Genomic DNA, 23952 nt, shown 5'->3' on the forward strand with positions numbered 1-23952 from the left:
TCGCGCTCACCGACGCCGGTCCAGTAGAAGCACGTCCACGGTGGAGCCGGCGGCGGCGGTGGTGACCCGCTCGCCGAGCACCAGCAGGCCGTTCGCGTCGGCCAGGCCGGACAGCGTGAACGGGCCGCCGGCCATGGGCTGCACGGTGTAGCCGCCACCGCGCCGTTCGGCCACGTGCGCGGGACGGAACTCGCGCAGCCCCACCGGCGACGACACGGTTTCCAGCAGGTGCGCTCGCACACTCGGCCGGAACACCGGCTCGGCGCCGGCCAGCAGTTGGATGGCCGGGCGGGCCAGCACCTCGAAGCCGATCAGCGCCGCGCCGGGCTCACCGGGAAGACACACCACCGGCACCTCCTCGGCGCCGACCGTACCGAACCCGAGAGCCGTTCCCGGATAGAGGGCCACCTCTGTGAAGGTGACCGGCCCGGCCCGGCCGCCGTCGCGGCGGGACAGGATCCGGCGGACCATGTCGCCCGGGCCGGTGCCGGTGCCCCCGGTCGTGATGATCAGGTCGGCGCGCAGCGTCTGGTCCTCCAGCAGGCCGCGCAGCGCCTCCGGGTCGTCGTCGCAGATCCCCACCCGGTACGCGAGCGCGCCCGCCTCGGCCGCCGCCGCGGTCAGCGCGTGCGAGTTGGTGTCCACCACTTGGCCGGGCTGGCTGCCCCGGCCCACGTCGACCAGTTCGTCGCCGGTGGCCACGATGACCACCCGCGGGCTGGGCCGCACCACCACGTGCCCGATGCCGGTGGCGGCGAACACCGCGACCAGGGCCGGCGAGACGTACGCGCCGGCGCGGGCGAGCAGCGTGCCGGCGACCAGTTCCTCGCCGGCGCGGCGCAGGCCGTACCCGCGTTTGGGGGCGCGGAAGATCTCCACCGCGGCCATGCCCTGGTCGGTCCACTCCACCGGGACGACCACGTCCGCGCCGATCGGCAGCGGCGCGCCGGCTGCCACCGAGAAGCAGGCGCCGGGGGTGAGCCGGACCGGCCGCCAGCTCGCCGCCCCCAGGTCGCCGACCACGTTGAGCCGGATGCTGCGCCCGCCGGGCATGCCGGAGGGGGCCGGGACGTAGCCCGGCCCCCGGCTCCCTCCGGAGATGTCCTCCCAACGCGCGGCGTACCCGTCCACCGCCGACTGGTCGAAGGCGGGGAACGAGTGCGGGGCGACCACGTCCTCGGCGAGCACGTTGCCGTACGCCTGGGTCAGGTCGAGGTCGAGCGGAGGCAGCGCGCGTAACCTGCGCAGCACACTGCCCAGGTAGTCGGCGAGCGGCGTCAACTCGTTCGCGGCCGCCTCGGCGTCGGCCGTCGCGGTCATGTATCGGCACCGCCGGACGCGTCGGTGTCGACGAACTCGGCCAGCCACTTGCGGAACTCGGCGCCGAGGTCCTCGCGCTCGGCGGCGATCTGGACCACGGTCTGGAGGTAGCCGAGCGGCATGCCGGTGTCGTAGCGGGTGCCCCGGTAGACGATGGCGTGCACCGGCACGCCCTCGGTGCGCAGCAACTCCATCGCGTCGGTGAGCTGGATCTCGCCGCCGCTGCCCGGCTCGGTGCGCCGGATCGCGTCGAAGATCCGCCCCGGCAGCACGTACCGGCCGAGGACGGCCAGGTTGCTCGGCGCCTCTTCCGGGCTGGGCTTCTCCACCATGCCGGTGACCTTGACGACCTCGGCGATGTCGGCGTATTCCGATTCGGCCGGCTCGACCGACGCGATGCCGTAGCGACTGGTCTCGGCGGGGTCGACCTCGAAGAACGCGAGCACCACCCCACCGGTGCGGGCCTGCAGCTCCAGCATCGCCGGCAGCAGCGGCTCCGACGGCTTGACGAACTCGTCGCCGAGCAGCACCGCGAAGGGCGCGTCGCCGACGTGCGACTCGGCGTAGCCGACGGCGTGGCCCAGGCCGAGCTGCTCCGGCTGGCGGACGGTGTAGACGGCCGCCAGCTCCTCGGTGCGCTTGACCGCGGCCAGCAGGTCGGGCTTCTTGGCGAGCCGTTCCTCCAGGTCGGGCCGCCGGTCGAAGTGGTCGACCATCGAGGTCTTGCCCCGCCCGGTGATCAGCAGCACGTCGCTGATGCCGGCCTGGGTGGCCTCCTCGACGATGTACTGGAGAACCGGCCGGTCGACGACCGGCAGCAACTCCTTGGGGACCGCCTTGGTGGCCGGCAGGAACCGGGTGGCCAGGCCGGCGGCCGGGATGACGGCCTTGACCGCGCGGGAGCGACCGGAGGTCGCTGAGGGGTTCGCTGAGTGCTCCGACATGCCGCGAGACTATCGGCCACGGCTCTGCCGCGGCGGGTGAGGACCGGAAGACGCGCCGCCCGGCGCGGTGCCGGCCGGGTCCGCCGCGCCGGCTCTCGGCAGCCCGTCGGGCGGGCTGACCGTGGCCGCCGCCACCGGAATCTCCTGCGTGCGCACCGGATCGCCGACGGGCGCCAGCCGGTAGCCGTCCCGCCCGGCGGCCTTCGCCGCGTAGAGCGCGTCGTCGGCCGCGTCGAGCACCTGCTGACCGCCGCCGGCGTGGTCCGGGTAGACGGCGATGCCGATGGACACGGTGACCGGCACCCGCAGCGGCTCGTCGCCGTGCCCGTCGACCGGCACCGGCTGGTCCCGCACCACCGCGCCGAGCCGCTCGGCGACGATGGTGGCGCCCCGCGCGTCGGTCTCCGGCAGCAGCACCACGAACTCCTCACCGCCGTGCCGGAACGCCAGGTCCACCTCGCGGATCACCCCGCGCACCCGGCGGGCGAACTCGACAAGCACGGCGTCGCCGGCGGCGTGCCCCCAGGTGTCGTTGACGTCCTTGAACCGGTCCAGGTCGAGCGCGAGCACGCTGAGCATCCGGCCGAACCGGTTGGCCCGCTCCACCTCCCGCCGGATCGACTCGCGCAGGTAGCGGTAGTTCCACAGCCCGGTCAACGGGTCGGTGAGGGAGAGCCGCTGGGCCTCCTCGTGCACCCGGACGTTCTCCACCGCCACCGCCGCGTGCCCGGCGAACGTCCGCAGCATGACCAGGTCGTCGTCGTCGAACTCGTCGCCGCCGGGCCGGTCGTAGAGCGCCAGCACGCCGAGCGCCGCGCTGGGCGGGGCGGGCGGATCACCGTCGGCCGGCGGATGGCCGGGGCGGTCCGGGCCCCGCGCGTCGGCCGCGCCGGGCGCGGCGAACGGCACCGCCACGTACGTCTCGCAGGTCGGCTCGCCGGTCGGCGCGTCCGGCGCGGTCCACCGGCCGCGCAGCGGCTCCCCGGTGGCGGCCACCGCGCCGACCACCCCGGCGCCGACCGGCACCCGCAGCGTCGCCGGGTCGGCCGGGTCCTCGGTCGGCCAGCGCCCGGCCAGCCCCTCCACGCACTGGCCGACAAGCACACCGTGGCCGTCGAGCAGCAGCACCGCCCCGGCCCGCGCGCCGGTCCCGGCGATCGCGCTGTCCAGGATCACCCGCAGGATGCGTTGCAGGTCGTGCGTGCTGGCCAACGTGTCGCCGAGCACCACCAGGTGGTTGCGGAGCTGGTCGCGGCTGCTGGTCAACGCCGCCACGTAGCTGCCGGTCTCCCGGGTCATCCGGTTGAACGCGCCGGCCAGCCGCCCGATCTCGTCCCGGCTGCGCACCGGCACCCGGGCGGCCAGGTCGCCGCGCGTCACCCGGTCCACCGCGCCGGCCAGCTCGACCAGCGGGCGGGTGGTCACCCGGGCCAACCGCCGGGCGGCGAGCACGGCCAGCAGCGCGGCCAGCCCGACCGCGGCGACCAGCGCGCCGTACAGGCCGGGCGGGCGCTGCCCCGGCACCGAGAGCACCAGCGGCAGCGGCTGACCGGGGTACGGCCCGACCCGGCGCACGTACCGGCCGTCAGCGGTCCCGGCCACCCGGTCCCCGCTCACCTCGCGGGCGGCGCCCAGCACCGCCGCGCGTACCCCCGGGGCCTCGGTCGTGTGGGTGATCCGGCCGGGGTCGCCGAGCAGGGTGATCCCGACGCCGGTCACGGCCGCGAGCCGCGCCACGAAGGCCGGGTCGACGGGCTGCGCCGCGGCGACCGCGCCGAGGTCGGCGCCGGCCGGGTCGCGGAGCCGGACCTGGACGGCGAGCGCACCCACCGGCCCGGCCGGAGCGCCGGCGCAGTCCTGCCAGGGGCCGGCCGGTCCGCCGGCGGTGGCGTAGCTGGTCCGGCCGGTCCGGTCGGAGATCACGACGGCGGCGGCCAACCCGCGGCCGACCACCTGGTCGGCCGCGCGCGACCGGGCCGCCGGGTCGGCGACCAACGCGACCGCGTCGGCCGCCGCGCGCAGTTGCTGGCAGAGGGCGTCGACCGAGGTACGCACGCCGGCCGCGGCCAGCCCCAGCCGCTCGGCGGCACGGCTGCGGTCGACCGCGTTCACGGTGGCGCCGACGAATACCGCGCCGAGCAGCACGGGGCCGAGGACCACCACGAGGAAGGCCACCGTCAAGCGCCCGCGTAGCGTCAAGCCTTCCCCCCGGAAGTTCCGCGCCCCTTGATGCGATGCTGACACAGAGCGACCGGTCGGCGAGCGTTGCGTCAGGAGTGTTGCGTGCCGGATTTTTCGGATGAGGTACACGAGGCGAAGCGGGAGCTGCGCGTCGCGCTGCTCGCCGCCCGCCGGTCGCTGTCCGCGAACCACCGGAGCGAGGCGGCGGCGTCCGTGCAGACCGAGCTGACATCTTTGGTACGCCGGCTGCGACCGGCCCGGATGACCGCGTACGTGCCGGTCGCCTCGGAGCCCGGTGGGCACGACCTGCCGGACGCGCTGCGGGCCGCGCTGCCCGCCGACGCGGAGTTGCTGCTGCCGGTGCTCCGCGACGACCTGGACCTGGACTGGGCCGCCTACACCGGCCGGGAGTCGCTGCGGGCCGCCGGCCGGGGGCTGCGCGAGCCGACCGGGCCGCCGCGGGGGCGGGCCGCCGTGGCGGCGGCGGACCTGGTAGTGGTGCCGGCGCTGGCGGTGGACCGCCGGGGCGTCCGGCTGGGCCGGGGCGGCGGCTCGTACGACCGGGCGCTGGCCCGGGTGCCCGCGACCGTGCCGACCGTGGCGCTGCTGCACGACGGTGAGCTGGTCGCGGCCGTTCCCGCCGGCCCGCACGACCGGCCGGTGCACTGCGTGATCACGCCCGCCGGCGGGCTGGTCGCGGTGCCGGGTGTGGGACCGGGCGCTTCCGCTGGACGAATGCGGGTGCGATGACGCACCATTGGCACTCGAAGACCACGAGTGCCAGACCGGCCGTGCCAGATCCGGAGGAGAACGTGCCCACGTACCAGTACGCCTGCACCGCGTGCGGCCACCAACTCGAGGCGGTGCAGTCCTTCTCGGACCAGCCGCTCACCGAGTGTCCCGCATGTGAGGGGCGGCTGCGCAAGCTCTTCAACTCGGTAGGCATCGTGTTCAAGGGCTCCGGCTTCTACCGCACGGACTCCCGTTCGTCCGGTTCCGACAACGCCGCCGGCACCGCGAACAAGCCGGGCAAGTCCGAGTCGCCCGCGTCGTCCTCGTCCGACTCCTCGTCGTCCGGTTCGTCCTCGTCGTCGGCCTCGTCCTCGGGGTCGTCCTCGTCCTCGTCGTCGTCCTCGGCCGGGTCCGGTTCCGGCTCGACCGCGAGCAAGGCGTCGGCCTCCAGCTCTTCCTGATCTCAGACTGCTGAGCAGTGGCCGTCCCGCTCGGGGCGGCCACTGCTCACGCGCTTCCTCCGACCCGCCCGCCCGTCCCTCGCCCCCCTGTTCCCCCGGCCCCCGGTTCCCGGCTCCCGGGCCAGGCCGCCGGGCCAGGCCAGGCCGCCGGGCCCATCACTCGGCCGCCACCTCGGCGAAGTGGCGGCATCGGCAGGCCCGGACACCACCACCTCCCCGAACTGGCGGCCGAAGCCTGCCCGGGCAGGTGGTTGTCCACAGCACGGCGGGTTATCCACAGGGTGGACGGCGGGACCACGCGAAGAGGCCGGGCGCGCCTAGCCTGCTGGCGGACGGCCCAGGACGGGCGGGCCCGGCAGGACGGTGGACGGGAGGCCGGCGGTGACGGGTGGGGAGCCGACGTTGCGACCGGTGCGCTGGCGGGGGCTGCCCCGACGCCGGACGCTGGTGCGGGTGACGCTGGTCGCGGTGCTGCTGGGGCTGGCCGCGGCGGTGTTGCAGACCCCGGCCGGATGTCCACCCGGGTCACCGCCGGCCGGCGACGCCGCGGCACCCGACCCGGCGCGGCCCGCCGAGCCGCCGACGCTGCCCGCCGGGGCGGTCGGCGTGCCGATCCGGCTGGCCGAGCCGGCCGCGCTGGCCGTGCTGCGCCCGGGTGCCCGGGTCGATCTGCTGGTGGTGCCGGCCGGCGGCTCGCCCGAGCCGAGCCTGCTCGCCCCGCGCGCGCTGGTGCTCGACGTGGTGGGGGCCGCCGGGGCGGTCGACGGGTCCTCGGCGCTCTACCTGGCGCTCCCACCGGAGCAGGCCCGGCGCGCGGTCGGCCTGCCCGAGGGCAGCCGGTTCGCCGTGGTGGTACGCGAATGATCTCGGTCGCCGGCGGTCAGTCCCAGTGCGGCGGGCGCTCGGCGAGCAGCCAGTCGTCGTGGCCGCCGGGGCGCTCGCCCCAGCCACGGTCGGTGTCGTCGGTGGTCTGCTCGGGCAGCACCACCAAGTCTTCGCTGAGGTCGACCACGCGGTCGTCGTCGCCGCGCGGGACCCGGATGCCGGGGTCGGTCACGAGCAGCAACGATACCGCCGGCGAGCGACCACCTCGACCCTCGGACCGTCGGGGATCCGAGATCGCCTCCCGCCGCCGCACCGTCGGCCCAGCGGACCGCATCGGACCGTCCGGCGGGCCGGCGCCCCGGGGCGAGCGGCACCGCGAGTGCCTGCCGAATCTGATGCCGTCGGTGGATCGACGTTCGCCGCGTCGGGCGGCCGACCGGCCGAGGCGTTGGTAGCGTCGGTCGACGTGACGACGCCGAGCGGTGGCAACTCCGAGGACGAGATCTGGCGACGCCCCGAGCAGCCGGCCGCGGCGGACGGGACACCGGACGTGCACCGACCCGGTGCCGACCGGGCGGCCTCGGCGGGTGGCGCTCCGGAGGGCGGCCCCGGAGAGGCGAGCGCCGACACCGGGCCGGTCCACGCCGTCCGCTCGGTGGAAGCGGGGCCGACCGGTCCGGCGTCGCCCGAGAAGGCCGGCCGGGCCGACCTGAGCACCACGGGAACCGGCCCGACCGACACGAGCACCCCCGCCGGGATCGACCCGGACGAGGGCACGGAACGTCCCGACGGAACCGGCTCGCACGACGTCTCGGACGCGCCCTGGCATCGCACCGCCGGCGCCCGCGCAGACGAAACCCGGACACCCGACACCGGCGCCACCGAGCCCTCCGGGGCGGGATTGGTCGAGGGCGCCAACCCGTGGTCACGGGAGGGTGTCGCGGCGAGCCCTTGGGCCAGGCCGGACCCGGCCGTTGCGGCCGGGGGCTGGACCGCGACCGGCGGCGAGTGGCCCGCACCGACCGGCCCCTCCGGCGGCCCGGCGCCGGGCGGTTACGCCGGACCGCCGGTCAGCACACCGCCCCCGCCCGGCTGGCGACCGCCGGTGCATGTGCAGGTGCCGCCGCCCCGCCGTCTCCCGCCGCAGGACATGGTCGCCATGGACCACTCCGAGCAGCGCGCCCAACAGCTCACCTACGGCATCGGGGCGGTCGTCGGTGTGGTGCTGTTGCTCCTGACGTGCCTGCTCTGCTCGCGGATCCTGTTCTAGGCGAACTCGGACGACCTAGGCGTGCTCAGACGATGCCGTCCCACACCATCTTGGCGCCGCTGTCGCCGGTCAGGTAGACGTAGATCAGCGCGAACACGGCGAGCACGACCGTCACGACGGTGAGCGCCAGGGGCACCCACCGGGGCAGGTCGCGGGTGCGGGCGAAGCCCTTGGTGCTGAGCACCAGCAGGAGTGCCACGACCGCCAGCCCGAGCGTGAACCAGAGCAGCGTCTCGCCGTACTCGGCGTGCTCGTGGATCTTCTGGAGCCCCTCGGGCGGGTAACCGCGCGACTCCAGCGCCTCCTCCAGTTCCTCGCCGGACTCCGTCGCCACCCAGGCGATGATCGGGGTGACCACGGCCAGCGCCACCACCGCCCAGTCCAGTCGGGGCCGCCAGCGGGGCAGCGCCCCGTACGCGACGGTGAGCAGCGCCAGCAGCGGCACGAGCACCACCACGGCGTGGATGACCAGAACGTGGCCTGGAAGGCCGTTGACTTCCCTGAACACCGACACCTCCGGCAAGTGGACGGATTCGCGAGCGGTCAGCGTACGACGGGGCGTGGCGTACATCGACTTTCACGCAGCGCGCACCGTGCCGGTTCACCAGGCGTGGCACTCTTGACCGGTGGACACCGACGACATCGGCCTGTTCGGTCCGGGATCGGTCACGTGGAAGGTGCACGAGGAACCGGTCCTGATCGTCGCCGGCCTGCGCTCGCTCTACCTGCAGGCGCTGCATCCGCGCGCGATGGCGGGGGTGGCGCAGAACAGCAACTACCGTGCCGACGCCTGGGGTCGGCTGGTCCGGACGGCGACCTACGTGGCGACGACGATCTACGGCACCACCGCCGAGGCGGAGGCGGCCGGCCGGCGCCTGCGTGGGCTGCACGCCCGGATGCGCGCCACCGACCCGGCCACCGGCGAGGAGTTCCGCATCGACGAGCCGGACCTGCTGCGGTGGGTGCACGTCACCGAGGTCGAGTCGTTCGTGAGCACGGCGCGGCGGGCCGGGCTGGCGCTGACCGACGACGAGGTGGACGGCTACTACACCGAGCAGCGCCGGGTGGCCGCCCTGGTCGGGTTGGACCCGGCGGACGTGCCGGGCACCGCCGCCGAGGTCGCGGCCTACTACCGGGGGGTACGCCCGGAGCTGCGGATGACCCGGGAGGCGGCCGAGACCGCGCTGTTCCTGACCGCTCCGCCGATCCCGTGGAAGCTCGGCCCGACGGCGAGGCTGGGCCTGAACCTCGGCCCGCCGCGCTGGGCTTATCTGGGGGTGGCCGGCACCGCGCTGGGGTTGCTGCCGCCCTGGGCGCTGCGGCTGTACGGCGGGCTCGGCCTGCCCACCACCGCGCTGTCGGCGGAGGTGGGCGTGCGGGCGTTGCGGCTCGCCCTGGCGGCGGTGCCCCGGCGTTACCGGGAGGGGCCGCTGCAACAGGCCGCCAAGGACCGCGCGGCCCGGCTCGCGGCGGCGTGAGCGCGACGGGCCGCCCGGCCCGGACACGTCGGGTGCGGTTTCCCGCTCGCCGGTGAGCATCCGGAGGGGCGTCAGTTGGCGTCGTCGGCCGGGGCGGTGAGGCGTTCGACGGCGGACCACGGGTCCTTGCCCGGGGCCTGCGCGCCGGCCGGGCAGGTGCGCCGGTAGTCGCACCAGCCGCAGCGCGGGCCCGGCTCGGTGGGGAACTCGTCGTCGGGGTCGGCGCCGTCGGCCACGGCCCGCTCGGCGGTCATGATGTCGCGGGCGGTCTCCTCGGCACGGGTGAGCTGCCGGTGCAGCGACTCCGGCGTGTGCTCGTGCGCGGCGACGGTGCCGGTGGGCAGGTGGTGCAGCTCGACCCGGCGGCACGGCCGGCGGAACACCCGCTCCGCCGCGTACGCGTAGAGCGCGAGCGCCTGCGAGCCGCGGGCGTCGTCGGCGTCGAGCCCGGCGCGGCCGGTCTTGTAGTCGACGATGACCAGCTCGGGCCGGCCGTCCGGGCCGGGGCGGGAGTCGATCCGGTCGGTGCGGCCGTTGAACGCCAGCACGGCGGTCTTCACCGCGACCACCCGCTCCACGCCGATCGGCTCGTCGGCCGGGTCGAGGCCCGCCACGTAGGACTCCAGCCAGCCCAGTGCCCGCCGGAAGGCGTCGCGTTCCTGCTCGTCGTCGCGGTAGCCCTCGCGGACCCAGGTGCCCTTGAGCAGCGTGGCGAGCGCCTCGGGGCGGCGACGGTCGGGGGCCAGCGCATACCAGTTCTTCAGCGCGGTGTGCACACTGGCGCCGAGCGAGTTGTGCGCCCACGGCGGCCCCTTGGGCGGGGCCGGGCGGTCCAGGTACGCGTAGCGGTAGCGCCGGGGGCAGTCGGCGTAGGCGCCGAGCTTGCTGGGGGTGCAGACGAACAGCCGCTCGGGCATGCCCTCGAAGCCGAGCTGTTCGGCCTGCTCGGCGCGGGGCCGGGGCGCGCGGCCGGTGGGTCTTCCGGTCGGTGGGGGTCGTCGCACACAGAGGATCCTGCCATCCGACTGTGACACCGGCCGGACGGCTCAGGCGTTGGTGAGGTAGTCGGTCACGAACGCCGCGATCGCGTCGGCGATGAGCTGCACCGCGATGGCGGCCAGCAGGAGACCCGCGATCCGGGTCAGCACCTCGATGCCGCCGGGGCGGAGCACCTTGACGATCCCGCCGGAGAAGCGCAGCACCACCCAGACCGCGACCATCACCGCCACGATGGCCAGCGCGATCGCCACATAGTCGGTGACGCCGCCGGCCTGCTGCACGAAGAGCATGGTGGCCACGATCGCGCCGGGCCCGGCCAGCAGCGGGGTGCCCAGCGGCACCAGCGCGATGTTGGAGGTGACCTGCTGGCTCGGGTCGTCCGCCTTTCCGGTCAGCAGTTCCAGCGCGACGAGCACCAGCAGCAGGCCGCCGGCGGCCTGCAGCGCGGGCAGGTCGACGTGCAGGTAGGCCAGGATCGTCCGCCCCGCCACCGCGAAGATCACGATGACCCCGAGCGCCAGCGCCACGGCCTGCCAGGCGGCCCGATTCCGGTCGCGGGCGGGCAGCGGCCCGGTGAGCGCGAGGAAGATGGGCATCATTCCGGGCGGGTCGACGATCACCAGCAGGGTCACGAAGACCTCGCCGAAGAGCTTGAGATCCACGCGGACACGGTAGCCGTGCCGCCGGAACGCTTCAGCCTGAAGCGACCGGGGTCACCCCCCGGGCCAGCCCGACGATCCGCTCGTATGCCTCGATGCCCGTGGTGTGCGCGCCGAGACGGACGGTCTTGTGCGTGCCGTGGAAATCCGACGCGCCGGTGACCAGGAGGCCCAGCTCGGCGGCGAGGCGGCGGACGTGGTCCCGCTCGGCCGGGCTGTGGTCCTCGTGGTCGGCCTCCAGTCCGGCCAGGCCGGCCGCCGCCAGGTCGACGATCAGCTCGTCCGGCACGATCCGGCCACGCCGGCTGGCCCTGGGGTGCGCGAAGACGGGCACCCCGCCGGCCGAGCGCACCAGCTCGACCGCGCGGAACACGTCGATGTCGTCCTTGGGCAGCCGGTACCGCTGTCCCAGCCAGTTTGGCCCGAACGCCTCGGTGGTGGTGGCCACCAGGCCGGCCCGGATCAGCGCCTGCGCGATGTGCGGCCGGCCTACGGTGCCGCCGGCCGCGCCGGCCAGGATTTCCGGCCAGCTCACCGGGATGCCGTCGGCCTGGAGCAGCCGGACGATCCGCTCGCCGCGAACCTCCCGGGCCCGGCGGACCCGGGCCAGTTCCGCGGTCAGCTCCGGCGAGTCCGGGTCGAAGAGATACGCGAGCAGGTGCAGCGGGATCGCCGGCTCGGCGCCGGACCAGCGGCAGGAGAGCTCGGCGCCGCGGATCAGGGTGAGGCCGGGCGGCAGGGCGGCGACGGCGGTGGCCCAGCCCGCCGTGGTGTCGTGGTCGGTGAGCGCCACCACGTCGAGCCCGGCGCCGGCGGCGGCCTCGACCAGCTCGCCCGGACCGAGCGTGCCGTCGCTGGCGGTGGAGTGGGTGTGCAGGTCGATGCGGGCGGAAACGCTCACCCGCCCGACGCTACGCCCCGTCCGGCACGGCCGGGGTGTCGGCCACCACCACCGGCCGCTGTCCCGGCGGCACCCCGTCCAGCCGCGACGCGGTCGGCCGCTCGCCGGCCAGCACCCGGTCGGGCTTGACCCGGACCAGCCCACCCGCGGCGTCCACGTGCAGGGCCGCGCCGGCGCGGGTCCAGGCGGCCGGGCCGGCCAGCGGCGGACCGGCCGGGTGGGCCGTCGTGGTGCCGGCCGGGGCGGCCAGGCTGATCAGCACGGCGGTGCGGCCGGCGCCGTTCGCGAGCAGCCAACGCCCGTCCGGCGAGACCGCGCCGAGTCCGTCGGCGGCCAGCTCGGGGCCGCAGCCGGTGCGGGTCGGGGTGAGGTCACGGGCCGGGTCGAGCAGCGCCAGGCACGGCTGCCGGGCCGGCCCGGTGGCGACCAGGCCGACCACCAGACCGTCCGGGCGGGTGCCGTAGACGGCGCGTACGGCCGGGTTCGCCGGCCCGGGCAGCTCGCCCAGCGCGCGCCGCCAGACGCTCATGCCACCCCGGTCGGGCTGGCTGACCAGCACGTCGTCGCCGGTGAAGCCGACCGGCACGACGCCGGCCGGCGCGGTCACCCGGCTGGGCGCGATGAGCTGGCCGGCGACCACCCCGGCGGCGACCAGGTCCGGGCCGTCCCGCCAGGCGACCTGCCGGCCGTCCGCGGAGACCGCGACGGCGTCCGCGGCGGCGAGCATGACCTGCGGCGTACCGTCGGTGGCGGAAACCCACCAGAGGGTACGGCCGGCGGCGGTGACCGCCGAGGTGAACAGCCAGCCCGCCCGGTCGTGGATCCGCTGCGCCCGTTCGACGCCACCCAACCCGGTCAACTCCCGCCGCTCGCCGCCGCTGGTGTCGAGCACGTCGCCGACGAGCAGGTCCAGTTCGGCCCGGACCGGGCCGGGCCGGGACACCGGGGTGGACGCGGTGGGCAGCGGGGACGAGGAGAGGCCGTGCGGGTCGCCGAGCACCACGGTCGGCGTGCCACCGCGCCTGCCTGGCTCGCCGAGCTGCGCCATTCCGGTGGTGACGAGCACCGTCGCGACCGCCGCCAGGGCCAGGCCGGTGAGCGCCCGGCGGCGCCCGACGCGGCGGGCCCGCCGCAGCACGTCGCCGGCCGGATCGGCGCGCCGCGGCCCGGGCCGGTCCACCTGACGGGAGAAGGTTTCCCGCAGCGCCCGTTCCAGCTCGTCCTCACCCACGGGGAGTGGACGCTGCGGGCTGCTCGTCCGGTTGTCACGGACGGGCCGGCTGCCGCTCATCGGGTCTCCGCCGGAATCCCGACGGCCGGGCGGACCTGGGTCGGCGGCGCGGTCGGGCGGGCTGCCGGGGCCGCGGGTCGACCGGCGGCGTCGGGCCGGCGGGCGGGCTGCCGCGCGGCGGCCTCCTGACCGCCGGGCGCGGACCGGCGGGCCGGCGCGCCCTGGCCGGCGGGCGTGGCCTGCCGTACCGGCGCGCCCTGGCCGGCGGGCGTGGCCTGTCGTACCGGCGCGCCGGCGGGCGTGGCCTGCCGGGCCGGGGCGGGCCGGCTGGGGCGGCCGGGTGGGGCGGCCGGCGACGCCTGGGCCCCCCGTTCGGTCGGCAGGCCCAGGTCGGTCTCGGAGCCGAGCCGGCGGCGCAGGGTGTTCAGCGCCCGGGAGGTCTGGCTCTTGACCGTGCCGGGCGAGATCTCCAGCAGCGCCGCCGTCTGCGCCTCCGACATGTCCTCGTAGAAGCGGAGCACCAGCACGGCGCGCTGTCGGGCGGGCAGCGCCTGGAGGTGCCGCCAGAGCGCGTCCCGGTCGAGCTGGTGCTCGATCTCGTCGACGCCGGCCCGCTCCGGCAGCACCTCGGTCGGCCGTTCACCGTGCCAGCGACGACGCCACCAGCTGGTCGACGTGTTGACCAGGACCCGGCGGGCGTACGGCTCGATGGCGTCGATCCCGCCGAGCCGCTTCCAGGCCAGGTAGGTCTTGGTCAGCGCGGTCTGGAGCAGGTCCTCGGCGGTGGCCCAGTCGCCGGCCAGCAGGTAGGCGGTGCGCAGCAGGGCGCCGGACCGGGCCGCGACGAACTCGCGGAACTCCTCCTCCAGCGGATCCCTGCTCGCCACGCTCACCTCCGCGCCCCCGTCCTGCCTGGCAGGCTCCCACGGCCGGGTGGGCCGAGTCGACGGCGAAAGGTGTGCAGTTCATCCGATGTTCGGACGAAAAGTTTCAGGCGCCGTCGTCGGCCTTCGCCTCGTCGGCCTCCTTGCCCAACCGTGCCTCGACGGCCTGCGGCTCGTACATCTCCTCCACCACGCGCAGGTACAGCTCGTTCGGGTTGGGCAGGTTCTTGACCTCGCGCAGCGCCTGCTCCTGGCCGGCCGACTCCAGCACGAAGGTGCCGTAGTTGAGGGCGCGGCCGGTCGGGGTCTGTTCGTATTTCATGTCGGTGACCCGGACCAGCGGCATCATCGCGACCCGGCGGGTGATGATGCCGTTGACCACCATCACCCGCTTGTTGGTCAGGATGAAGCGGTCGTACCACCAGTCGGCGACCCGCCAGGCGACCCAGCCCATCACGGCGAACCAGAGCAGCACGGCGATCGTGGTCAGCGCGCCGACGTCCCGACCGGCGAGGAAGCCGGAAAGGTAGCCGAGCACGAACGTGGCCGCGATGCCGACGATGATCGGCGTGCTGAGGTGGATCCAGTGCCGCTTCCACTCGCCCCGGTAGCGCTCGGTGGGGAAGAGGTAGCGGGCGACAAGTGAGCTGGGCTCGTCCTCCAGGGGCAGCACCCGGCGTGGTGCCATGCCGGAGGCGTCGACCCGGAGACCGGCCAACTCCTCCTCGGAGATCGGCTGGTCCGGGTAGCCCTCCGGATCGCGTGACCAGGAGCGGCCGGAGCGACCTTCGCCGGCATAGCCGGGGCCGTCGCCGAACGCGGCATCGTCCGACAGGGAGGGCCCGGCCCCGTAGCCGGGCCCCGCGCCGTAGCCGGGACCGTCGTCCGGGTCGATCCGTGGGATCGGCTCGGTGTCGCGCTCCCGGCGTGCCCGGTCGGGATCGTCCGGGTCGAAGGGGGGACCGGAAGGGCTTCCCATGGTTGGCTAGGCGACGAGGTTGGTGAAGAAGTCGCCGAAGCCCTGAGCGATGTCCATGATGCCGCCACCGAGAGACTTGAACACGTCGGCGGCCGAGTTCGGCCGGTACGCGACGAAGAAGATCAAGAATGCGATGCCGGCCCAGGTGAGGACCTTCTTGACCATAGCGGGCCATCCTCTCGCGCGGAGCCGGGTCCGTTTACCGCAGCGGCACCCAGAGTATCAGCATGGTGTCTTACCGTGAATATCTGCGTCCGCTCCCCGACTGCCGGGCCGGCCGGTCAGGCCTGTCCGTGCAGGTACGGGGACGGTGCGCCGTACACGAGTTCGGGCGGCGTCCACTCGGTGAGGTCGTGCAGCACGACTTCTTCCGCGAGGAGGTGACCCGCGCTCGCCGGCCAGGCTATCGCATGGAGCCACATTCCCCGAGCCTCGCCGGCGTACGCGCTTCGATCCGTTTCGGACCGCACGAGCCACAGTGGAGTGGGATGACCACTCACCCGGATCTTCGCGTGCGGCACACGCTCGGGATGACCAGGGCCGGGATCGGTCAGCGCCGCCTCGACCTGCGGGCCGGGATCGGGGCCGGGCAGTCCCGCGAAGCGGGAACCCAGGCCGACGCCGGGCTCCTCGGCGACGAAAATCAGGTCGGCCGGTCCACCGTCGAGCGGCGCCGGGCCGGCGCAGGCGACCACCGTGGCGCGGATCCCGGCCCGGTCGTCGCCCGCCCACGCCACGCCGGTCAGCGTCCAACCGGGCGGGAGCGGCCACGGGCACCACAGCGGCACGGCGGGCCGGTCGGCCGACTCGCCGTCGGCGGCCACCCGCTCGACCACGCTCGCCATGATCTCGGCGCCGATGTGCTCGGGCACGTGCAGGGGCACGATCGGGCCGCAGCGCAGGCACCGGTACTCGCCGTGCATCAGGTCCGGCTCCCGCACCGAGCCGGCGCACCTCGGACAACTCACCGCGACTGTCACGCCTTCACCGTCGCCCCGGGCCGACGGGGCGTCAAGCGGACCGGGCCGACGAACATGGGATTTCCGCCTGGCGGCAAAACCACCGAGGGGTCAGTCCGGCGGCGGGCCGGCGTACGACCGGATCCAGGAGTGCATGGCGATGCCGCTGGCCACGCCCGCGTTTATCGAACGGGTCGAGCCGTACTGGGCGATCGAGAAGAGCGCGTCGCAGGCCGCCCGGGCCACCGCGGAGAGCCCCGGACCCTCCTGCCCGAAGAGCAGCACGCAACGGCGGGGCAGGACGCCGGTCTCCAGCGGCCGGGAGCCGGGCAGGTTGTCGATCCCGACCACCGGCAGCCGCTCCCCCGCCGCCCAGGCGACGAACTCCTCGATCGTCGGGTGGTGCCGGACGTGCTGGTAGCGGTCGGTCACCATGGCGCCCCGGCGATTCCACCGCCGGCGCCCGACGATGTGCACCTCGGCGGCGAGGAACGCGTTGGCGTTGCGGACCACCGTGCCGATGTTGAAGTCGTGCTGCCAGTTCTCGACCGCCACGTGGAAGTCGTGCCGGCGCCGGTCCAGGTCGGCCACCACGGCCTCCCGCCGCCAGTAGCGGTAGCGGTCCACCACGTTGCGCCGGTCCCCGGCGGCGAGCAGCTCCGGATCGAGGCGCGGGTCGTCCGGCGGGTCACCGGGCCACGGCCCCACGCCCACGTCGAGCTGGTCGTCGGTCACGGCTGCCGAGGGTACGGGTCAGCCGGGCGCACGGTCAGCGCAGGTCGAGCGCGCCGCCCAGCCGGTCCAGGAAGCGCCGGTCGGCCGGGCCGGGCGAGGTCTGGCCGGCGTGGCACACCCGGACGGCCACCGACTCCACCCACTGCCGGTACGCGGCGGAGTCGGCCGGGTCGGCCCGGCGGCGCAGCACCCGCACCGCGGCCCGGGCCGCGGCCAGCAGGTCCACCAGGTCGGTGAGGCGCTCATTGCGTTCGGTCGCGCCGTCGTGGCGCGCGTAGATCGCGGTGACCACCGCCCGGATCAGGTCGCTGTCGGAGGCCCGACCGGCGGCCACGGCGTCCAGGCCGGCCAGCCCGGCGGTGACGCCCCGGTGCGGGCGACCGGGGCCGGGCGAGGCGGCGGCGACCAGGATCCGGCCCGGCAGATCGGTCAGCAGGTCCCACTCCGCGGCGGAGTACGCGGCGGTGGTGGGCGGTACGGCGCGGCGACCGGCAGAGGACGGCTCTCCGGCGACGGAGTGGCTCATGGGAACCTCCAGCCAGAGCATATGCTCCGCGCGGGGTCGCGGGCCCCGTCCTCGCCGAAGGACGACGGGACCCGCGCGTCGGGCGTCCGGTTCAGCGCGGCTCGGGGAAGCTCGGGCGCTCCGGGTCGACGCCGTCCGGCACGGCCGCGACCGCGTACTCCTTCTTGGGCACCATGACCTTGCGCCGGAAGACGCAGACCAGCGTGCCGTCCTGGTTGTAGCCCCGGGTCTCCACCGCGACCACGCCGCGGTCGGGCTTCGAGGCCGACTCGCGCTTGTCGAGCACCGTCGTCTCGCCGTAGATCGTGTCCCCGTGGAAGGTCGGGGCGACGTGTCGCAACGACTCGATCTCCAGGTTGGCGATCGCCTTGCCGCTGACGTCGGGCACCGACATGCCCAGCAGCAGCGAGTAGACGTAGTTGCCGACCACCACGTTGCGCTTGAACTGGGAGGCGGACTCCGCGTAGTGGGCGTCCAGGTGGAGCGGGTGGTGGTTCATGGTGAGCAGGCAGAACAGGTGGTCGTCGTACTCGGTGACCGTCTTGCCCGGCCAGTGCCGGTAGACCGCGCCGACCTCGAACTCCTCGTAGTAGCGGCCGAACTGCATCCTGGTCCCTTCGACGGGCGGCGATGGAGTTCGGCCCAGCATGCCTTACCGCTGGTTAAGGCCGGGGCCGGGGCGCTCGCGCGGCGGAAATGTCACACCGGGCGCCACCTGGGGGAGACGCAATGAGCGGCGGGGCCCTCCCCGGCACCCGCCGCCCACGCTCTGATGACGGAGATTCTGCCGCACGAGGGCGTGATGCCGACAGAGACGGACGTCACAGTTATCTTTTCGTAACACTACTCAGCGTTATAGGGGCCCCTTGATAAAGCGATCTCCGCAGGCCGGATAGCCCCTCTTCAGGCCGCAAGTTACCGACCCGTAGCCGAAACTGAGCGTGATCTCCCTGGAAACGCTCCCATCACGTCCCGTCACGCAAATGCGTCATGCATTTGCGATCCGCACGACCGCCACGAACAGATAGACTTCGATGTGTTGAGGATCACCCCAGGCCGGGCCGGTGTTTCGCCGCGCAGGTCGCGGGAATTCCCCTGGATCGACCTTGGTTCCACCGGACGTACGGCAATCCGCGGTGATCGGAGAGAGCAATGTCTACGGTTGAGCTGACCACGGCCAACTTCGACGAGGTGACCGGGCGTGACGGCATCGTCCTGCTCGACTTCTGGGCGGACTGGTGCGGCCCGTGCAAGCGCTTCGCCCCTGTCTACGAGCGCTCCTCGGAGAAGCACCCGGAGATCGCCTTCGGCAAGGTCGACACCGAGGCGCAGCAGGAGCTGGCGGCCAAGTTCAACATCAGCTCCATCCCGACCGTGATGGCGATCCGCGACGGCGTCATCGTGTACGCCCAGCCGGGCGCGCTGCCCGAGTCGGCGCTGGAGAACCTCATCGAGCAGGTTCAGCAGCTGGACATGGACGACGTCCGCAAGAAGCTGGCCGAGCACAAGCACTGAGCCCGTCCCCGCCGCCGGCCGAGCCCCGCACCACGGGCTCGGCCGGCGGCGTCCGGGTGCCCGCCGACCGGCGGGGTGGACAGTGAGAAATGGCCGACTGAGGGACACTTCCGGACGGTTCACTCCCGTAACGTCGCGACCTGATGGAGACCTTGACCGCGCGCGGGCGTGCCGTCCGGCTGGCCGCCACCCTGCTCGGGCTGGCCCTGCTCCTCCTCGGCACCGTGCGTGGCGGCGACGACGACTTCCCGTTCGGGCCGTTCCGGATGTACTCCACCTCCGACCCACCGGACGCGCCCGCGCCCGACACCCGGATCGAGGGCGTCGACCGGACCGGCGCGGTGGTCTCCCTCGGCCAGGACGCCACCGGCATCCGCCGGGCCGAGATCGAGGGTCAGCAGGCCCGCTACGCCGCCGACCCGAGCCTGCTGCGCACCGTCGCCGAGGCGTACGCGGACCGCCACCCCGCCGCCCCGGCGCTGGTCGAGGTGCGTATCGTGGTCCGCTGGCACGACATCCAGGGCGGGCGCCCGACCGGCGGGTGGACCGACCGGACGGCGGTGCGGTGGGAGGCCACCGGATGACCGGCTGGCTGACCGAGGCGGTGCCGCGCGGCCGGGTGGCCGCCTTCCGCACCCTCGTCTACCTCTTCGTCGCCGCCGATCTGGTCGTCTTCACCCCCTGGGTGCGCACCCGCGTCGACGTGCCCGGAGACCTCTACCGGCCACTGTTCGTCGGCCGGCTGCTCCCGCTGCCCACGCCCGACCCGGCAGTGGTCGGCGTGGTCTTCTGGGTGCTGCTGGTGGCCGCGCTGCTCGCCGCCACCGGCCGGGCGCCGCGGCTGCTCGGCTGGACGGTCTTCGCGCTCTACTTCGAGTGGATGGTCGTGGCGATGAGCTACGGCAAGGTCGACCACGATCGGTTCGGGTTCCTGGTGGCGCTGGCCGTGCTGCCGACCGCCGGCCGGGCCCGGCACGGCGATCCGACCCGCACCGAGGCGGGCGGTTGGGCGCTGCGGGTCACCCAGATCGCGGTGATCTGCACCTACTTCCTCGCCGCCTGGGCCAAGTTCCGCTTCGGCGGCTTCGACTGGGCGACCGGCTCGGTGCTGGCCCGGGCGATCATCCGCCGCGGCACCGACCTCGCCGACCTGATCGCGCAGGTGCCCCACCTGCTGATCGTGGCCCAGTTCGGCATCCTGGCGTTCGAACTGCTCAGCCCGCTGGTGTTCGTGGTGCCGGCCCGGTGGCGCACGGCCGTCGTCGGCTTCTTCTACTCGTTTCATCTGGCGACCTTCGCGACGATCACCATCTCGTTCGCGCCGCACCTGGTGGCGATGACCGCCTTCCTGCCGTTGGAGAAGGTCCGCCCGGTGCTGCTGGCCCGCCGCCTGCTCGGTCGCCGGGCCGGCCCGGCCGACACCGCCGCCGTCACCCCCCGGTCCGCGTCGTCGGTCGCCCCGGCCGCGTCCGGCGCGGTGGCGGGCGCGTCGGCCGTGACGGCCGCACCGGACCCGTCCACCGGGCCCCGTTCCCGAGGTTGACGGCCGCCGGCTCGCCGCCCACGATCCGAAGGTGCCCTGCCCGCCCCGGGTGGGGTCGGGCGGGCGCCAGGAACGGCCGGCCGACCGGTCAGGAGGTCGGGCCGGGGTGGCGCGTCGGGCCGTACAGCCGTTCCCTGGCCTCCTGCGGCAGCGCGCACGCGGTGGTGCCGCCGGGGAGGCGGTGGCGGTTGCGGGCCACCCAGCGGTACGCGGGCCAGGCCGCGGCGCGGACCGGCGCCAGCCGCAGGCCGCCCCCGGCGATGCGCCAGAGTGGCCCGCTGTCGCCGAGCAGCCGGGCGATGGCGTCCGGCCCGGCGGCGCGGGTGCCGTCGGCGCCCACCCACTGGACCGCCTCCTCGCACTCGGCCTCGGTCAGGCCCAGCGCCGCCAGGTCGGCGAACTGCCACGGGACCACCCGGGCGCCGGTGGGGATACGACGTTCGATGAACTGCGCGCAGCGGGTGCAGAAGGCGCAGTCGCCGTCGTAGACGAAGGTCGACGTCTCCATGCCACCATCCTGCACCCGTGCGGCGCGCGACGGCGCGCGGTGTCCGGCACGCCACTTGCGCTGCGTTCGAACGCATGTTCGAATGAGGTCCATGCGCTGGGACAACCTCTCCGCTCCCCCGGACGAGGGGACTCCCGACCGGGCAGCGCCAGCGGCTCCACCCCTGCCGCTGGCGCTGCCCGGGGCGGTCGCCCGCACGTTCGACACGCCCGACTTCGCCGGCATGACCTTCTACGAGGTGCGGGCGAAGTCGATCATCAACCGGGTGCCCGGGCGGTCGCGCGTCCCGTTCGAGTGGACCGTCAACCCCTACCGCGGCTGCTCCCACGCGTGCACCTACTGCCTCGCCGGCGACACGCCGATCCTGATGGCGGACGGGCGCACCCGGCCGATCAGCGAGCTGGAGCCCGGCGACCGGATCTACGGCACCGAACGACGCGGCGCCTACCGCCACTACATCGTCACCACGGTGCTCGACAAGTGGTCGACGGTGAAGCGGGCCCACCGGGTCACCCTGGGCGACGGCACCACGTTGGTGTCCAGCGGCGACCACCGTTTCCTGACCGAACGCGGTTGGAAGCACGTCACCGGCAGCATGCGTGGCGGCGCGCGGCGTCCCTACCTGACCACCCGCAACCGGCTGCTCGGCACCGGCCGGTTCGCCGTCGCACCGAAGCGGTCCACCGACTACCACCGGGGCTACCTGCACGCGCTGGTCCGCGACGCCACGCGGCTCGACCACCGCCGCCCCATGCGACCCCCGCACGCCGACGCGGCCCCGCGCCTGGGCTTCCGGCTGGCGACCACCGAGGCGGAGGCGCTGGAGCGCGCCCTGCGCTTCCTCGCCGAGGCCGGCGTCGCCGCCGAAGCGGTCGCCGGCCTGGCGGCCCGCCGGTCCACCGTGGTCAAGGTGGCGCGGCCGGCCGACGCCGAGACCCTCGCCGGTCTGGTCCGCCCGCCGGACGAGCCGACCGACGACTGGCGGCTGGGCTTCCTGGCCGGCTCGTTCGACACCGCCGGCACCTGCGGCCGGGGCGTGTTCCGGATCGGCGTCGCCGACGACGGGAGCCGGCGGCGGGCCGCCGCCGCGCTCGACCGGTTCGCCTTCCGGTGGACGCTCGACGATCCTGGCAACCGCAACCGGACCCGCCAGCTCCGGTTGACCGGCGGCCTGCCGGAGCGGCTGCGCTTCTTCCACCTGACCGACCCGGCCGTCACCCGGAAGCGCTCGATCGAGGGCGCGGCGCTGAAGTGCGCGGCGCGACTCCAGGTGACCGCGGTGGAGGATCTGGGCCTGGAGTTGCCGCTGTGGGACATCACCACCGGCACCGGCGACTTCATCGCCAACGGGGTGGTCAGCCACAACTGCTTCGCCCGCAACACCCACACCTACCTCGACCTCGACGCCGGCGCGGACTTCGACCGCAAGGTGGTCGTCAAGGTCAACGCCGGTGAGCTGGTCCGGCGTGAGCTGGCCGCCCCACGGTGGCGGGGCGCGCCCGTCGCCATGGGCACCAACGTGGACTGCTACCAGCGCGCCGAGGGGCGCTACCGGCTGATGCCGCCGATCATCGAGGCGCTACGCGACTTCGCCAATCCGTTCTCGATCCTGACCAAGGGCACCCTGCTGCTGCGTGACCTGCCTCTGCTGCGACAGGCCGCCGAGGTGACCCGGGTCGGGCTCTCCTACTCGGTCGGCTTCGTCGACGAGACGCTCTGGCGGCTGGCCGAACCGGGCACGCCGAGCCCACGCCGCCGGCTGGACGCGGTCCGCCGGCTGACCGACGCCGGCTTCCAGGTCGGGGTGCTGATGGCGCCGATCCTGCCCGGCCTCGGCGACGACGAGGAGTCGATCGACGCCACCGTGGCCGCGATCGCCGCCTCCGGGGCCACCGACGTGACGCCGCTGCCGCTGCACCTGCGACCCGGCGCCCGGGAGTGGTACGCGCGCTGGCTGGCCCGCGAGTTCCCCCACCTGGTGCCCCGCTACCGGCACCTCTACCAGGCCGGCGCGTACGCGCCTCAGCCCTACCAGCGAGAGGTGAGCGCGCGGGTCCGGATGGCGGCGCGCCGGCACGGGCTGCACCGGGGCGAGGTCGGCGACAACCGCCGGCTGCCCGAACCCTCGCCGACCGCCCCCGCCGCCGAACAACTCTCCCTGCTGTGATCCGGTCGACGGGGCTAGGCTCGGTTGATGCGCTCCGCCCAGCAGCTCCTCGCCGACTCCGCAGTGATCGCCGTCGTCGGGGCCTCCCGCGACCCGGGTAAGGCCGCGCACCGCGTGCCGCTGGAGATGCAGCGGCACGGCTGGCGGATCATCCCGGTGAACCCGACGGTGGACGAGTTGTTCGGCGAGCAGGCGTACCCGACGCTCGCCGACATCCCGCACCCGGTCGACCTGGTCGACGTGTTCCGCCCGGCCGGTGACGCGGTCGAGGTGGTCCGGCAGGCGGTGGCGATCGGCGCGCCGGCGGTCTGGCTGCAACTCGGGATCGTCTCCGCCGAGGCGCGCCGGATCGCCGAGGAGGCCGGCGTCGACTACGTGGAAGACCGGTGCCTCATCGTCGAGCGGGCCGCCGCGGGGCTGACCCGCCGCGATTGACCGCGGCGGCGGCCGGCTCGGGTCCGAAGATCAGGTCGAGCTGGGCGTCGAGCGCGGCCAGTGCGGTCTCCGGGGGGTAGTGCCCGCCGAGCACGTGGACGCCGAGCCCTTCCATCACGGCGAGCAGGCCGACCGCGGCCCGCTCGGGGTCCACCCGGCCGTCCGCGACGAGCGGTGATCCGGCGGCGATCCGGTCGGCGACGAACGCGAGCAGCGCGGCGGTCTCGCCGTGCAGCGCCGCGGCGACTGCGGGCCGGACCGCGGTGTACGCGAGGAAGGCCAGCGCCACCCGCCCGTCCGCCCGCCGCTCCTCGTCCAGCGGCAGCAGTTCGGCGAGCATGGCGCGCAGCAGCGCCCGGGGAGCCGGCGTCGCGCCGAGCGCCTCGACCGCCCGGCGCACCCGGGCCTCGTTGCGCTCGCTCACCACGGCGAGCGCGAAGGTCATCATCTCGTCCCGGGTGCGGAAGTAGTGCTGCACCATCCCGGGGCTGACCCCGGCCGCGGCGGCCACGTGGCGCAGGCTGACCGCCTCCAGCCCCTGCTCGGCGGCGACCCGCATCAACGCGTCGGCGATCAGCGCCCGGCGCTGGAGATGGTCGACCCGCTTCGGCATGCCCCCATGATTTCACAATACAACTGCATTGATATGGGCGTCGTCCAGCCTTTACGTTGCGACTGTATTGCGATGAGGAGGGGTGAC

General features: G+C 74.6%; 28 protein-coding genes and 1 pseudogene. 10 read left to right on the plus strand and 19 right to left on the minus strand.

Features of this window, described 5'->3' with window-relative positions; translation table 11 throughout:
• Window positions 1-6: 6 nt before the first annotated feature.
• From glp to AB0H28_RS09815, 3 genes are read right to left on the minus strand one after another with little or no spacing between them, the layout of a single operon-like run.
• Complete coding sequence (glp, locus tag AB0H28_RS09805) at window positions 7-1320, minus strand: gephyrin-like molybdotransferase Glp (RefSeq protein WP_358036480.1); 1314 nt, start codon at window positions 1318-1320, stop codon at window positions 7-9.
• Window positions 1317-2264 (minus strand): UTP--glucose-1-phosphate uridylyltransferase, encoded by a 948-nt coding sequence (locus AB0H28_RS09810; protein WP_358036482.1) that lies wholly within the window; start codon window positions 2262-2264, stop codon window positions 1317-1319. Before AB0H28_RS09810 ends, glp begins: the two co-directional genes overlap by 4 nt.
• 9 nt (window positions 2265-2273) lie before the next feature.
• Window positions 2274-4463, minus strand: a complete 2190-nt coding sequence (locus AB0H28_RS09815) for a diguanylate cyclase (protein WP_358036484.1) — start codon at window positions 4461-4463, stop codon at window positions 2274-2276.
• A gap of 84 nt (window positions 4464-4547) precedes the next feature.
• Between AB0H28_RS09815 and AB0H28_RS09820 the strand changes: the two genes are divergently transcribed.
• Together AB0H28_RS09820 and AB0H28_RS09825 are read left to right on the plus strand one after the other, a co-directional pair.
• Window positions 4548-5195 (plus strand): 5-formyltetrahydrofolate cyclo-ligase, encoded by a 648-nt coding sequence (locus tag AB0H28_RS09820; RefSeq protein ID WP_358036486.1) that lies wholly within the window; start codon window positions 4548-4550, stop codon window positions 5193-5195.
• Window positions 5192-5398: pseudogene (locus tag AB0H28_RS09825) on the plus strand (FmdB family zinc ribbon protein); the annotation flags it as partial. The gene AB0H28_RS09820 and the pseudogene AB0H28_RS09825, both read left to right, overlap by 4 nt.
• Window positions 5399-5412: 14 nt before the next feature.
• Here AB0H28_RS09825 and AB0H28_RS09830 read toward each other — a convergent pair.
• Entirely contained in the window at window positions 5413-5613 is a 201-nt protein-coding gene (locus AB0H28_RS09830; RefSeq protein ID WP_358036649.1) for a hypothetical protein, read from the minus strand.
• A gap of 406 nt (window positions 5614-6019) precedes the next feature.
• Here AB0H28_RS09830 and AB0H28_RS09835 point away from each other — a divergent pair, with 406 nt between their 5' ends.
• On the plus strand, window positions 6020-6502 hold the full coding sequence (locus tag AB0H28_RS09835) for a flagellar biosynthesis protein FlgA (RefSeq protein ID WP_358036488.1): 483 nt from the start codon (window positions 6020-6022) through the stop codon (window positions 6500-6502).
• 16 nt (window positions 6503-6518) lie between these two features.
• On the opposite strand, the gene AB0H28_RS09840 is transcribed toward AB0H28_RS09835, so the two are convergent.
• Window positions 6519-6701, minus strand: a complete 183-nt coding sequence (locus tag AB0H28_RS09840; RefSeq protein ID WP_358036639.1) for a hypothetical protein — start codon at window positions 6699-6701, stop codon at window positions 6519-6521.
• A 228-nt stretch (window positions 6702-6929) separates the two neighbouring features.
• Between AB0H28_RS09840 and AB0H28_RS09845 the strand changes: the two genes are divergently transcribed.
• The gene (locus AB0H28_RS09845; protein WP_358036490.1) at window positions 6930-7733 is read left to right on the plus strand and encodes a hypothetical protein; all 804 of its coding nucleotides are present in this window, start codon (window positions 6930-6932) and stop codon (window positions 7731-7733) included.
• A 25-nt stretch (window positions 7734-7758) separates the two neighbouring features.
• On the opposite strand, the gene AB0H28_RS09850 is transcribed toward AB0H28_RS09845, so the two are convergent.
• On the minus strand, window positions 7759-8241 hold the full coding sequence (locus tag AB0H28_RS09850; RefSeq protein WP_358036492.1) for a DUF2231 domain-containing protein: 483 nt from the start codon (window positions 8239-8241) through the stop codon (window positions 7759-7761).
• A gap of 118 nt (window positions 8242-8359) precedes the next feature.
• Here AB0H28_RS09850 and AB0H28_RS09855 point away from each other — a divergent pair, with 118 nt between their 5' ends.
• Entirely contained in the window at window positions 8360-9211 is an 852-nt protein-coding gene (locus AB0H28_RS09855) for an oxygenase MpaB family protein (RefSeq protein ID WP_358036494.1), read from the plus strand.
• 71 nt (window positions 9212-9282) lie between these two features.
• On the opposite strand, the gene AB0H28_RS09860 is transcribed toward AB0H28_RS09855, so the two are convergent.
• The 11 genes from AB0H28_RS09860 to AB0H28_RS09910 form a co-directional block, all read right to left on the minus strand.
• Window positions 9283-10128, minus strand: coding sequence for a PD-(D/E)XK nuclease family protein (locus tag AB0H28_RS09860; protein ID WP_358036641.1), 846 nt, complete (start codon window positions 10126-10128; stop codon window positions 9283-9285).
• Between the two features lie 129 nt (window positions 10129-10257).
• On the minus strand, window positions 10258-10872 hold the full coding sequence (locus AB0H28_RS09865; protein WP_358036496.1) for a MarC family protein: 615 nt from the start codon (window positions 10870-10872) through the stop codon (window positions 10258-10260).
• Between the two features lie 31 nt (window positions 10873-10903).
• Complete coding sequence (locus AB0H28_RS09870) at window positions 10904-11770, minus strand: PHP domain-containing protein (RefSeq protein WP_358036498.1); 867 nt, start codon at window positions 11768-11770, stop codon at window positions 10904-10906.
• Window positions 11771-11780: 10 nt separating this feature from the next.
• A complete protein-coding gene (locus tag AB0H28_RS09875) occupies window positions 11781-13001 on the minus strand; it encodes a hypothetical protein (RefSeq protein ID WP_358036500.1) in 1221 nt (406 codons plus the stop codon).
• 56 nt (window positions 13002-13057) lie between these two features.
• Window positions 13058-13888 carry a SigE family RNA polymerase sigma factor gene (locus tag AB0H28_RS09880; protein WP_358036502.1) on the minus strand — a complete coding sequence of 277 codons (831 nt, stop codon included), beginning with the start codon at window positions 13886-13888 and terminating at the stop codon, window positions 13058-13060.
• A 103-nt stretch (window positions 13889-13991) separates the two neighbouring features.
• Window positions 13992-14864 carry a PH domain-containing protein gene (locus tag AB0H28_RS09885; RefSeq protein ID WP_358036504.1) on the minus strand — a complete coding sequence of 291 codons (873 nt, stop codon included), beginning with the start codon at window positions 14862-14864 and terminating at the stop codon, window positions 13992-13994.
• A 6-nt stretch (window positions 14865-14870) separates the two neighbouring features.
• On the minus strand, window positions 14871-15029 hold the full coding sequence (locus AB0H28_RS09890; RefSeq protein WP_013283898.1) for a hypothetical protein: 159 nt from the start codon (window positions 15027-15029) through the stop codon (window positions 14871-14873).
• A gap of 116 nt (window positions 15030-15145) precedes the next feature.
• Window positions 15146-15844 carry a DUF6758 family protein gene (locus AB0H28_RS09895; protein WP_358036506.1) on the minus strand — a complete coding sequence of 233 codons (699 nt, stop codon included), beginning with the start codon at window positions 15842-15844 and terminating at the stop codon, window positions 15146-15148.
• Between the two features lie 90 nt (window positions 15845-15934).
• Window positions 15935-16558: an RNA methyltransferase gene (locus AB0H28_RS09900; protein WP_358036508.1), complete on the minus strand. Its 624-nt coding sequence runs from the start codon at window positions 16556-16558 to the stop codon at window positions 15935-15937.
• Between the two features lie 34 nt (window positions 16559-16592).
• Complete coding sequence (locus AB0H28_RS09905) at window positions 16593-17084, minus strand: hypothetical protein (RefSeq protein WP_358036510.1); 492 nt, start codon at window positions 17082-17084, stop codon at window positions 16593-16595.
• 91 nt (window positions 17085-17175) lie between these two features.
• Entirely contained in the window at window positions 17176-17691 is a 516-nt protein-coding gene (locus tag AB0H28_RS09910; RefSeq protein ID WP_358036512.1) for a MaoC family dehydratase, read from the minus strand.
• A gap of 545 nt (window positions 17692-18236) precedes the next feature.
• Here AB0H28_RS09910 and trxA point away from each other — a divergent pair.
• The 3 genes from trxA to AB0H28_RS09925 all read left to right on the plus strand — a co-directional run bounded on the left by trxA (window position 18237) and on the right by AB0H28_RS09925 (window position 20142).
• Window positions 18237-18599: a thioredoxin gene (gene trxA, locus AB0H28_RS09915; protein ID WP_358036514.1), complete on the plus strand. Its 363-nt coding sequence runs from the start codon at window positions 18237-18239 to the stop codon at window positions 18597-18599.
• Window positions 18600-18742: 143 nt separating this feature from the next.
• Entirely contained in the window at window positions 18743-19183 is a 441-nt protein-coding gene (locus AB0H28_RS09920; RefSeq protein ID WP_358036516.1) for a hypothetical protein, read from the plus strand.
• Window positions 19180-20142, plus strand: coding sequence for an MFS transporter permease (locus AB0H28_RS09925; protein WP_358036518.1), 963 nt, complete (start codon window positions 19180-19182; stop codon window positions 20140-20142). Before AB0H28_RS09920 ends, AB0H28_RS09925 begins: the two co-directional genes overlap by 4 nt.
• A gap of 88 nt (window positions 20143-20230) precedes the next feature.
• Here the strand turns inward: AB0H28_RS09925 and AB0H28_RS09930 are convergent, their stop codons facing one another.
• A complete protein-coding gene (locus AB0H28_RS09930) occupies window positions 20231-20650 on the minus strand; it encodes a DUF393 domain-containing protein (RefSeq protein WP_358036520.1) in 420 nt (139 codons plus the stop codon).
• A gap of 91 nt (window positions 20651-20741) precedes the next feature.
• Between AB0H28_RS09930 and AB0H28_RS09935 the strand changes: the two genes are divergently transcribed.
• A complete protein-coding gene (locus AB0H28_RS09935) occupies window positions 20742-22817 on the plus strand; it encodes an intein-containing Rv2578c family radical SAM protein (protein WP_358036521.1) in 2076 nt (691 codons plus the stop codon).
• A 27-nt stretch (window positions 22818-22844) separates the two neighbouring features.
• A complete protein-coding gene (locus tag AB0H28_RS09940; RefSeq protein ID WP_358036522.1) occupies window positions 22845-23252 on the plus strand; it encodes a CoA-binding protein in 408 nt (135 codons plus the stop codon).
• Here the strand turns inward: AB0H28_RS09940 and AB0H28_RS09945 are convergent.
• Entirely contained in the window at window positions 23209-23865 is a 657-nt protein-coding gene (locus tag AB0H28_RS09945; RefSeq protein ID WP_358036524.1) for a TetR family transcriptional regulator C-terminal domain-containing protein, read from the minus strand. The two genes, AB0H28_RS09940 and AB0H28_RS09945, sit on opposite strands and share 44 nt — an antisense overlap.
• Window positions 23866-23952 lie beyond the last annotated feature (87 nt).

It is taken from the genome of Micromonospora sp. NPDC050980 (genome assembly GCF_040653835.1).
Taxonomy (GTDB): domain Bacteria; phylum Actinomycetota; class Actinomycetes; order Mycobacteriales; family Micromonosporaceae; genus Micromonospora.

Coding starts and splice junctions, on each gene's coding strand:
- AB0H28_RS09945 (WP_358036524.1), bottom strand. CDS start 23,865: ATGCCGAAGCGGGTCGACCATCTCCAGCGCCGGGCGCTGATCGCCGAC.
- trxA (WP_358036514.1), top strand. CDS start 18,237: ATGTCTACGGTTGAGCTGACCACGGCCAACTTCGACGAGGTGACCGGG.
- AB0H28_RS09925 (WP_358036518.1), top strand. CDS start 19,180: ATGACCGGCTGGCTGACCGAGGCGGTGCCGCGCGGCCGGGTGGCCGCC.
- AB0H28_RS09885 (WP_358036504.1), bottom strand. CDS start 14,864: ATGGGAAGCCCTTCCGGTCCCCCCTTCGACCCGGACGATCCCGACCGG.
- AB0H28_RS09890 (WP_013283898.1), bottom strand. CDS start 15,029: ATGGTCAAGAAGGTCCTCACCTGGGCCGGCATCGCATTCTTGATCTTC.
- AB0H28_RS09860 (WP_358036641.1), bottom strand. CDS start 10,128: ATGCCCGAGCGGCTGTTCGTCTGCACCCCCAGCAAGCTCGGCGCCTAC.
- AB0H28_RS09930 (WP_358036520.1), bottom strand. CDS start 20,650: ATGGAGACGTCGACCTTCGTCTACGACGGCGACTGCGCCTTCTGCACC.
- AB0H28_RS09935 (WP_358036521.1), top strand. CDS start 20,742: ATGCGCTGGGACAACCTCTCCGCTCCCCCGGACGAGGGGACTCCCGAC.
- AB0H28_RS09920 (WP_358036516.1), top strand. CDS start 18,743: ATGGAGACCTTGACCGCGCGCGGGCGTGCCGTCCGGCTGGCCGCCACC.
- AB0H28_RS09910 (WP_358036512.1), bottom strand. CDS start 17,691: ATGCAGTTCGGCCGCTACTACGAGGAGTTCGAGGTCGGCGCGGTCTAC.
- AB0H28_RS09905 (WP_358036510.1), bottom strand. CDS start 17,084: ATGAGCCACTCCGTCGCCGGAGAGCCGTCCTCTGCCGGTCGCCGCGCC.
- glp (WP_358036480.1), bottom strand. CDS start 1,320: ATGACCGCGACGGCCGACGCCGAGGCGGCCGCGAACGAGTTGACGCCG.
- AB0H28_RS09810 (WP_358036482.1), bottom strand. CDS start 2,264: ATGTCGGAGCACTCAGCGAACCCCTCAGCGACCTCCGGTCGCTCCCGC.
- AB0H28_RS09940 (WP_358036522.1), top strand. CDS start 22,845: ATGCGCTCCGCCCAGCAGCTCCTCGCCGACTCCGCAGTGATCGCCGTC.